We start from the raw sequence: 9,202 nt of genomic DNA, 5'->3' as shown, positions 1-9,202 counted from the left end.
GTGGGGGAAGTGGGGGAAAATCCAAAGTCTAAAATCCAAAATCCAAAATCCTCTGAGTGGAGTGTGACTCGGCGGTTGCGGGTGTCTCAGCAGGGGGGGTATACGTCGAATTATTATATTAATGGTGTGGCTTGTACTCTGTCTGAGTTACATGAGGATTTGGAGGAACTGCGGATTTATCCTGAAGGGTATAATGTAGTATTGCAGGGGGATGTGACGAGTATTATCTCGATGAATGCGCGGGAACGTCGGGAAATTATTGATGAGTTGGCTGGGGTGGCGACTTATGATCGGAAGATTATCCAAGCTAGGTCTACTTTGGATGAGGTGAAGGATAAGGAGGATAGTTGTCGGATTATTCAGACTGAGTTAAGTATACAATGCGATCGCCTTTCTCAAGACAAGGCTAAGGCGGAAAAGTATCAATTATTGAAAATTGAGTTTATTCAAAAGCAGTCTTGGGAAGCGGTGTTATCTTGGCGTTCTCTCCAAGCACAGCAAGAAAAGCTAGTTGCACAAGTTCAAGAGGGCGATCGCAATTTCAGTGATTTTACTACTCAGTTAAATACAACTAATTCTCAAATTGATCAAAAAACTACTGAATTAGATCAACTCAATCTCCGGGTAAAGGCTTTGGGGGAAGAGGAACTTCTGTCTGTTCAATCAAATCTCGCTACTCAGGAAGCGGAACGGAAACAACTCCAACGTCAACAACGGGAGTTGGAAGCATCTATTCAAGAATCTACAAAGCGATTAAATCAAACTTATCAGGAAATTCAACAATATCAACTTGCTTTAGAGGAAGCTAAGAAAAAACAAAATGTAGAAACGGTAAATGTAACGTCTCTACAAACAGAAAGAGATATAGCCCAACAAAATGTAGAATCTTCTCGTCAAGCTGCTGCGGAAATTGCCTCGGCTTCGGAAGCTTGGGTACAACAACAAACAGCTTTAAATCGGCAAATGGAATCTTTGCTGCATACTCTTGAGCCGCAACGCACTGAACAAGCGCAATTACAGGAACGCAATACTCAATTACAAGAATTGATTTCTGAACAATCTCAATTAATTGCAACTTTAGAACCGGAATTAACTGCAAAACAAGTTGAATGTGTGCGGTTGGAAACGGAATTTAATGCTTCTACCCAACCCATTCAAAATTTAGCGGAAAATCTCGCTGCAACGGAACAAGAGTTACAAATTCAACAAGATACTCAAAAGCGACTTTTACAAGAACAACGAGATAAACAACGTCAATTAGATAAGTTAGAGGCACAAACTCAAGCGCAACAGGAAATACAAGGAACACAAGCAAGTAAAGTAATTTTACAGTCAGAAATGCCCGGTTTATGCGGTTTAGTCGTGCAATTAGGCAAGGTAGATCCTAAATATCAATTAGCTTTAGAAATGGCTGCTGGTGGACGTTTGGGGCATATTGTCGTTGAAGATGATAGTGTGGCATCTGCGGGAATTGAACTGTTGAAACAAAAACGGGCAGGAAGGGCAACTTTTTTACCTTTAAATAAGATTAAAGTCCCTAGATTTACTCAAGATGCAACTCTGCGTTTAGCTGATGGTTTTGTCAGTTATGCGGTAGATTTGGTAGAATGCGATCGCCGTTATCATGATGTATTTGCCTATGTTTTTGGTGCAACGGTAGTATTTGCCACCCTGGCACAAGCTCGGAAAAATATGGGACTATATCGCATAGTCACCTTACAAGGGGAATTATTGGAAACTAGCGGGGCAATGACTGGGGGTAGTAGTAGTCAACGTTCATCTTTACGCTTTGATAACGGTGAAGCCGGGGAATCTCAGGAAGTCGCTAATTTGAAATCTCGCTTAATAGATATTGATCGCATTTTAGACCGTTGTGGAGAAGCAATTTCTACTTTAGCAACTCGCACTAAAATATTAACTTTAGAATTGACAGAAGCACGTCAAGGACGAAGAGAACAGCAACTATATTTAGAACAGTTAAAGAAAGATATTAAAGGTTTAACAACGCAGTTAGAAAATACTCGTTCTCAACTTTCCCAAAATACCCAAAAATTTACCTCTGCACAATCCCGGTTAGAAATTTTAAATCGGGAATTACCAGAACAAGAAACTCAATTACAACAATTAAGACATACTTTAGCTGAGTTGGAATCTTCCCAAACTCCTAGCGAATGGCAACAAATCCAAGCTATCATTAAAACCCAAGAACAGGAATTACAACAACGAGAAACTGCGTTAAGAGATGTTCAACAACAATTAAAAAATCTCGAAAATCAACAACAACGATTACAAGAAAAAATAGAAGAATCCCAAACTAGAGTTATTCAATATCAAAAAGAAGAAACCACAGGAAAACAGCAACAAGTAACAGTTAATAGTCAAGTTGAAGAATTGAATAATTTGATTACTGCAATTCAGGCTAATTTGCGGAAATTAGAAGAGAATTTAGGAGAAGAAAAGAAAAATCGGGATACAGCAGAAACCGAATTGCGATCGCTCTTATTGCGTCAACAACAATTACAATGGGAAATTGAGAAACTGCAAGAAACTCAACAAAAACGCCGGGAAGATTTAACAGCACTGCAAAACCAATTGCGAGATTTAGGTGCAGAATTACCCAGTCCTTTACCAGAAGTTCCCAATAAAGTTAATTTAGAAGAATTACAAAAAGAATTGCGGAGTTTAGGCAAGCGCTTACAGGCAATGGAACCTGTGAATATGTTAGCTTTGGAAGAATTTGATAAAGTCCAAGGTCGTCTCCAAGAACTTACCGAAAAATTAGAGACTTTGGAAGGGGAACGGACAGAATTATTATTAAGAATTGAAAACTTTACCACCCTTCGTCAAAAAGCATTTAAAGAAGCCTTCGACGCAGTAAACGAAAATTTCCAATCAATCTTTGCTATCCTTTCCGATGGTGACGGTTATTTACAACTAGATAATCCTGAAGATCCTTTTAACAGTGGTTTAAACTTAGTCGCACACCCCAAAGGTAAACCTGTACAACGTCTTGCTTCTATGTCAGGGGGAGAGAAATCCTTAACTGCATTAAGTTTTATTTTCTCCCTGCAACGTTATCGTCCCTCTCCATTTTACGCCTTTGATGAAGTGGATATGTTTTTAGATGGGTCAAATGTGGAACGATTAGCAAGAATGATTAAACAACAGGCAGAACAGGCACAGTTTATAGTTGTGAGTTTGCGCCGTCCGATGATAGAATCAGCACAGCGGACAATTGGTGTAACTCAAGCTAGAGGCGCTTATACTCAGGTTTTGGGTATTAAGTTACAATCATCTGACCATTGAATTATTAATAAACCCCGTCCAAGTTGAAACCTATAGTTTTTTCTAAGACGAAAACTCAAGTTTTCAAGATGGATGGAGTATAGTATAAAAGTTTTCGGCGATTAGAAATCGCTACTACACAAACGAAGTCCACCTGCGTGGACTAATAAAAAATCAAGGCTTTTGAACCCACGAAGGTGGGTTTTGTCTGTGTAGCCGCGATTTCTAATCGCTCAGTGAATCAAAACTTACACAAATAAAATTATTAGAATGTGTTAGCGGGCTTTGTAACACACCAAAAAAATATATTAGGAGTCTTTGTGTAAGTGGTGGCATATTTACAAATAGTAGCATTTTTTATTCGCTTCATTTGATAATATTCCTCCTTCAAATCTAAGCCTTTTGCAATCATTACAAGCATAAGGATTTCCAATCGTAATGGGATATGCGGCAGGAACTAAGTCGAACGCAACACCTACTGTGGCAAAAAAAACATTATCCCCACCATGAGCTTTGAAAGCATCAGCATAGGAAATACTTATATGACCAGTTATTTCGTCGCACCCATAGCATTTTAGTTTGCGATCAGAGTTAGCAGCGTTAGCTACTTTACCTGCTATTTTTCCTAAAAAAGCACCAAAATCACTCATCTTTTTCCCTTAATTTTGTATACTGAAGGGTTAATTTGCCGTATTTTATGATTGTATCAAAATTCTTAAATCTGTCAATGTGGTTTTGACGCAGATAAAGTTAGACCCATATTCCGTACTTCTTAACATTTAGTTAATAGGTTTTACTAATCTATCTCTTGTAATCTTTTAACTGAAAGCATTATGGCTCTCAGTGCGATCGCTCACAGGTTAGACTAATAAAGTGCGATCGCTTGTAGGTTGGATTGATAAATTGCGATAGCGAAGCGCTCCGCAGGAATCGCTCGTAAGTTGGATTGATAAAGTGCGATAGCGAAGCGCTCCGTAGGAATCGCTTGTAGGTTGGATTGACCAAGTGCGATAGCGAAGCGCTCCGTAGGAATCGCTTGTAGGTTGGATTGACCAAGTGCGATAGCGAAGCGCTCCGTAGGAATCGCTTGTAGGTTGGATGGATAAAGTGCGATCGCTTGTAGGTTGGATTGATAAAATGCGATCGCTCGTAGGTTGGATTGATAAAATGCGATCGCCAATTGATTTTAAGTTTAATCAGCGATCGCTCAAATTAGACTTATGAAGCAAGATCGTTTATAATATACTGAATAGACAACATATATTAGACAACAATTCCAGCATAGGAGCTATCTATGTTGTTACAAGAACTTAAAGAACAGATATTCAAAAGAGGTAAATAGTTATGCACAGTATGAGAGTGCGATCTCTAATTGGTAAAAATGGACTTTTACAAATTCAATTACCCGAAACAACAGAAGGAACGGAATTAGATATTATTCTTGTTTATGAATCAGCATCACCAACAAAAACAACAACAAAATTGAGTGATTTTTATGGTTGTATTCAAGATGAAACATTTATCAGACATCCACAGCCAGAACAAGCAGAAAGAGAGCTATTTTGATGATTTATCTGCTAGACACTAATGCCTGCATTATTTATCTTAAGGGCAAAAACTTTCATTTAAAACAAAAGCTGGATAATATCCCACTTTCAGAAGTCGCTGTTTGTTCAGTTGTGAAGGGTGAATTATTTTACGGATCAATTCGTAGTGCTAACCCAGAGCGTAATCTGAGGTTACAGCAAGGATTTTTGAGTCAATTTGTGTCTTTGCCTTTTGATGACCAGTCTACTCTAATTTTCGGAGAAATTCGCGCCCAACTTGCTGCTGACGGAACACCTATTGGAGCTTACGATTTACAAATTGCTGCTATTGCTTTAGCGAATAATTTGATCCTAGTTACACATAATACTAAAGAATTTTCACGTATCCCACAACTACAATTGGAAGACTGGGAAATAGAGTAAAATTAAAATTAGAAGTGACTGCGTGAGGACAACTTGATGCAAATTACCCTGAACCTACCTGATAGCCTCAGTAAAACTGAAACTTTTAACCAGAGTGAATGGCTTCAGGAAATAGCCATTGCCCTATTCCAGCAGCAGCGGATTTCCCTCAGCCGCGCCAGCAAAATTGCTGGAATAGACATAATGAACTTTCAAAAGCTGCTGGCAGATCGGAATATTTGTGTCCATTACGATGTGGAAGACTTTGAGCAGGATGTTGAACACTTGCGGAGTCGGGGCTGGCTATGATTGTCGTTAGTGATACTTCTGCTCTCTCGAATCTTGCCCTTGTTGATCATCTTGGGTTGCTAAAAGCTATTTACCATCAGGTTATCATTCCTGACGTGGTTGCCAGCGAATTGGTAGCCGCCAGCAATCCTACTATTTCAGCTATTCTCCAACTGGACTGGATTCAAAGCCAATTCCTCAACAACTTCCAACTTGCTAACCAGCTTCAACAGGAACGCGGACTTGATGTTGGAGAAGCAAATGCTATAGCCTTGGCACTTGAGCTACAAGCCGATGATTTGCTCATTGATGAACGCTTGGGACGGCAAGAAGCTCTCCGGCTTGGGATACCTATTATTGGTATTCTGGGTATTCTGCTTGTTGCTAAACAAAGAAGTCTTATCCCTCAAGTTCAACCTGTGATGGATGCTTTGATCAACCAGGCTGGTTTTCGCATCAGTCCCCGGCTATATCAGCGTATCTTATCTCTTTCTCAAGAACCTTGACTTGTTAGTTTAGCCGTAGGTTAGATTGATATGGAAAATGTAGAATTCGATATGACAACGAACGCACAAAAAGGAGATCATAAACATATAAATTCACACGAAATAGATTACAAATTCACAAGCATTGATAAATTGCTTGACGATTTTGAAAAAGACATTGAAACCTGGAGTGAATTATGAAAGCAATTATTGAAGTAGCCAAGGGTGGTTCTGCAATCCGAGCCGCTCGTCAACAAATTAAAGACTCCGAAATTGGAAAGCCAGTAAATTTTAGACTTTCATTTGAATCTGCAAAATCACTTTTTAGCGAGCTAACACCTGCTAGACTTGATTTACTTGATACTTTAAGCAAAACAGGGCCATGCAGTATTTACGCGCTGGCGAAAACAGCCGAAAGAAACTATTCAAACGTACACACAGACGTAAATCGCCTGGAAGAACTCGGATTAATTGAACGGACAGAAGAAGACAAAATATCTGTACCGTTTGAATCCGTTGAAATATTCATGCCACTAGCGAAAGCAGCGTGAGAAATTGATAAAGTGCGATAGCGAAGCACTCCGTAGGAATCACCTATTGGGTTTAAGTGCGATCGCTCACAGGTTAGATTGATAAGGTGCGATAGCGAAGCGCTCCGTAGGAATCGCTTGTAGGTTAGATTGATGAAGTGCGATAGCGAAGCGCTCCGTAGGAATCGCTCGTAGGTTGGATTGATAAAGTGCGATAGCGAAGCGCTCTGTAAGAGTCGTGCAACGGTGACTTTCAGTTCGCTTTTTTCTATTGTCATAAAACTTGAAAAATCAAGTACAATTAATTTAGTGCCAACATAAAATCTAAATATCATGAATAACCTTCTATTAAATAGAATAACAATTAACCATGATATTTGTCATGGTAAACCCTGTATTCGTGGATTGCGCTATCCGGTGGAAATGATTTTAGAACTTTTGAGTTCAGGCATGAATATTGATGATATTTTAGAAGATTATGATGATTTAGAATACGAAGACATTTTAGCAGTTCTCAGCTTTGCTACTCGACTCACTCAAGTTAAAAGTATCCTCCAATTAGTTTCATGAAATTCTTGATTGATGCTCAATTACCAATGCGAATTGCCAATTTATTAGATAACTTAGGTTATGATGTTATACATACCAAAAATCTTCCTTTAAAAAATGCAACTCCAGATTCGGAAATCAACAAACTATCAATCCTGGAACAGAGAATTGTTATTACCAAAGATAAAGATTTTTTAGATTCTTTTTTAATCAAACAAGAGCCTTACAAACTACTACTAATAACCACAGGTAATATTAGTAACAAACAAATTGAACAACTTTTTCTACAAAATATTACTCAAATAATCGAATTGTTTTTGACCTATGATTTTTTAGAAATGACCAGAGATAGTTTGATTATTCATTAGTGCGAGTTCGCCTGTTGGGGAAGCGTAATCAGCGATCGCTTGTAGTTTGGATTGAGCAAGTGCGATAGCGAAGCGCTCCGCAGGAATCGCTCGTAGGTTGGATTAATAAAGTGCGTAAGCGTTGCGCTCCGTAGGAATCGCTTGTAGATTGGATTGATAAAGTGCGATGGCGAAGCGCTCCGCAGGAATCGCTCGTAGGTTAGATTGATAAAGTGCGATAGCGAGGCGCTCCGTAGGAATCGTTTGTAGATTGGATTGATAAAGTGCGATAGCGAAGCGCTCCGCAGGAATCGCTTGTAGGTTAGATTGATAAAGTGCGATAGCGAAGCGCTCCGTAGGAATCGCTCGTAGGTTGAATTGATAAAGTGCGATCGCTTTTAGTTTGGATTGATAAAGTGCGATAGCGAAGCGCTCCGTAGGAATCGCTCACAGGTTAGATTGATAAAGTGCGAGTTCGCCACTTAGAGACTTCCAAGAAATAAATTATCCTAAGAAACGAACCACAGAGGCACAGAGTACACAGAGAGAGAATTTCTGCATCAGTTTTGGGACATTTTTTTATTTGGAAGTCTCTTACACCCTGACCAAATGCGAAAAACCCAATAACAGCTTAACCAAACCTACAGTTTTAAATACATCAGCCAAAAAATAATTTAATCATCATAATTCTACCCAATTCTCTAAACTTAAACCCTCAACTCTGGCCAAATCACTATCATTAGAAACCACAATTAAATCTTTAAGAATAGCAGTAGCAGCGATTAAAACATCTTCAGTTTGAATTGGTACACCCCTTAATCTCAAATTAGCATGAATTTGAGCAGCTTTTTCTAAAATTGCTAAATCATCTAAGAAAATAATCGGATATTCTTGACAAAATTCCTCAAATCTTGCTCTTTGTTTTGGTGCATCAACCGCTAAAAAACCTCGCCTAATTTCAAAATAGGTGATACAACTAATAAAAATCTTTTCTTCCTTAGACTCACTAATTGTAATCTTGTGAAGAATTTGGGAATTTTGTTTGAGTGCTAAAGAAACAATATTAGTATCTAATAAATAATTCATAAATTTTCTATTTTCTTTTAACTGCATCATCAAAAATTGCCATTTGTTCAGGAGTAAAATCCTCTCCTATTTTAGCCAAAAGGTGTAGAGCCATGATACCACTACAACGCTTTTTAAGACTTTCTTCTGATATCTGACTAAATTCTTCTAAAGAAAAGTTTTCTTTAAATACTTTTACTAAATCTTGAACCATTTTCGTATAATTTAGATCCTCTTTAAATAAAGGACGTTCTTCCATTAAAATAGCAACAACATTCTCAATTCTCTTAATTATTGATTCTTGTTTCATATCAGTTGATAACATAATTATTACCTCACTAAATAGTCTTTATGTCCATTATATCAAGTTTGTGAACTTTTGGGAATTATTTATACTAACACTTTTAAATCACCAATGAGTCCCCAAAAGTTTGTAGCGACTGTTTTGAATGTCAAGCGATAGCGAAGCGCGACCTAGGAATCGCTCACAGTTTAAACTGATAAAGTGCGATAGCGAACGCATTGCGTCCCGGAGGGAACTAGCGCGACCTAGGAATCGCTTGTAGGTTAGATTGATAAAGTGCGATAGCGAAGCGCGACCTAGGAATCGCTTGTAGGTTAGATTGACCAAGTGCGATAGCGAAGCGCGACCTAGGAATCGCTTGTAGGTTAGGTTGACCAAGTGCGATTGCTTGTTGGTTGAT

14 protein-coding genes are annotated in these 9,202 nt (G+C 38.6%); 9 read left to right on the top strand and 5 right to left on the bottom strand.

Features of this window, described 5'->3' with window-relative positions; translation table 11 throughout:
• Positions 1-3,306 (top strand): chromosome segregation protein SMC (gene smc / locus AN486_RS09335; RefSeq protein ID WP_290600305.1); only part of this gene is annotated, 3,306 nt, incomplete at its 5' end.
• Between the two features lie 317 nt (positions 3,307-3,623).
• On the opposite strand, the gene AN486_RS09330 is transcribed toward smc, so the two are convergent.
• A complete protein-coding gene (locus tag AN486_RS09330; protein WP_290600303.1) occupies positions 3,624-3,935 on the bottom strand; it encodes a hypothetical protein in 312 nt (103 codons plus the stop codon).
• Positions 3,936-4,150: 215 nt separating this feature from the next.
• On the bottom strand, positions 4,151-4,465 hold the full coding sequence (locus AN486_RS09325; protein ID WP_290600301.1) for a hypothetical protein: 315 nt from the start codon (positions 4,463-4,465) through the stop codon (positions 4,151-4,153).
• 164 nt (positions 4,466-4,629) lie between these two features.
• Between AN486_RS09325 and AN486_RS09320 the strand changes: the two genes are divergently transcribed.
• The 8 genes from AN486_RS09320 (at position 4,630) to AN486_RS09290 (ending at position 7,454) form a co-directional block, all read left to right on the top strand.
• On the top strand, positions 4,630-4,851 hold the full coding sequence (locus AN486_RS09320; RefSeq protein WP_168632932.1) for a hypothetical protein: 222 nt from the start codon (positions 4,630-4,632) through the stop codon (positions 4,849-4,851).
• The gene (locus tag AN486_RS09315) at positions 4,851-5,255 is read left to right on the top strand and encodes a type II toxin-antitoxin system VapC family toxin (protein WP_290600297.1); all 405 of its coding nucleotides are present in this window, start codon (positions 4,851-4,853) and stop codon (positions 5,253-5,255) included. The genes AN486_RS09320 and AN486_RS09315 overlap by 1 nt, the downstream gene beginning before the upstream one ends.
• Before the next feature lie 36 nt (positions 5,256-5,291).
• On the top strand, positions 5,292-5,543 hold the full coding sequence (locus tag AN486_RS09310; RefSeq protein WP_168537962.1) for a UPF0175 family protein: 252 nt from the start codon (positions 5,292-5,294) through the stop codon (positions 5,541-5,543).
• Positions 5,540-6,028: a DUF3368 domain-containing protein gene (locus tag AN486_RS09305; protein ID WP_290600294.1), complete on the top strand. Its 489-nt coding sequence runs from the start codon at positions 5,540-5,542 to the stop codon at positions 6,026-6,028. Before AN486_RS09310 ends, AN486_RS09305 begins: the two co-directional genes overlap by 4 nt.
• Positions 6,029-6,058: 30 nt before the next feature.
• Positions 6,059-6,208: a DUF6516 family protein gene (locus AN486_RS26660; RefSeq protein WP_367142431.1), complete on the top strand. Its 150-nt coding sequence runs from the start codon at positions 6,059-6,061 to the stop codon at positions 6,206-6,208.
• A complete protein-coding gene (locus AN486_RS09300) occupies positions 6,205-6,558 on the top strand; it encodes a MarR family transcriptional regulator (RefSeq protein WP_053538654.1) in 354 nt (117 codons plus the stop codon). Before AN486_RS26660 ends, AN486_RS09300 begins: the two co-directional genes overlap by 4 nt.
• Positions 6,559-6,870: 312 nt before the next feature.
• Positions 6,871-7,107, top strand: coding sequence for a DUF433 domain-containing protein (locus tag AN486_RS09295; protein WP_015080100.1), 237 nt, complete (start codon positions 6,871-6,873; stop codon positions 7,105-7,107).
• Positions 7,104-7,454, top strand: a complete 351-nt coding sequence (locus AN486_RS09290) for a DUF5615 family PIN-like protein (RefSeq protein ID WP_027402409.1) — start codon at positions 7,104-7,106, stop codon at positions 7,452-7,454. The genes AN486_RS09295 and AN486_RS09290 overlap by 4 nt, the downstream gene beginning before the upstream one ends.
• Before the next feature lie 301 nt (positions 7,455-7,755).
• Here AN486_RS09290 and AN486_RS09285 read toward each other — a convergent pair whose 3' ends face one another.
• From AN486_RS09285 to AN486_RS09275, 3 genes are all read right to left on the bottom strand, one after another.
• A complete protein-coding gene (locus AN486_RS09285) occupies positions 7,756-7,884 on the bottom strand; it encodes a hypothetical protein (RefSeq protein ID WP_257720899.1) in 129 nt (42 codons plus the stop codon).
• A 230-nt stretch (positions 7,885-8,114) separates the two neighbouring features.
• Positions 8,115-8,519, bottom strand: a complete 405-nt coding sequence (locus tag AN486_RS09280) for a type II toxin-antitoxin system VapC family toxin (RefSeq protein WP_015080096.1) — start codon at positions 8,517-8,519, stop codon at positions 8,115-8,117.
• 7 nt (positions 8,520-8,526) lie between these two features.
• Positions 8,527-8,823 carry a hypothetical protein gene (locus AN486_RS09275; protein ID WP_027402408.1) on the bottom strand — a complete coding sequence of 99 codons (297 nt, stop codon included), beginning with the start codon at positions 8,821-8,823 and terminating at the stop codon, positions 8,527-8,529.
• Positions 8,824-9,202: the final 379 nt, after the last annotated feature.

Origin of the sequence: Anabaena sp. AL93, assembly GCF_001672085.1 — a bacterium.
GTDB classification, from domain to species: Bacteria; Cyanobacteriota; Cyanobacteriia; order Cyanobacteriales; family Nostocaceae; genus Dolichospermum; species Dolichospermum heterosporum.
The sequence above is the reverse complement of the archived record's forward strand: the minus strand, read 5'-3'. Positions and strand labels throughout refer to the sequence as shown.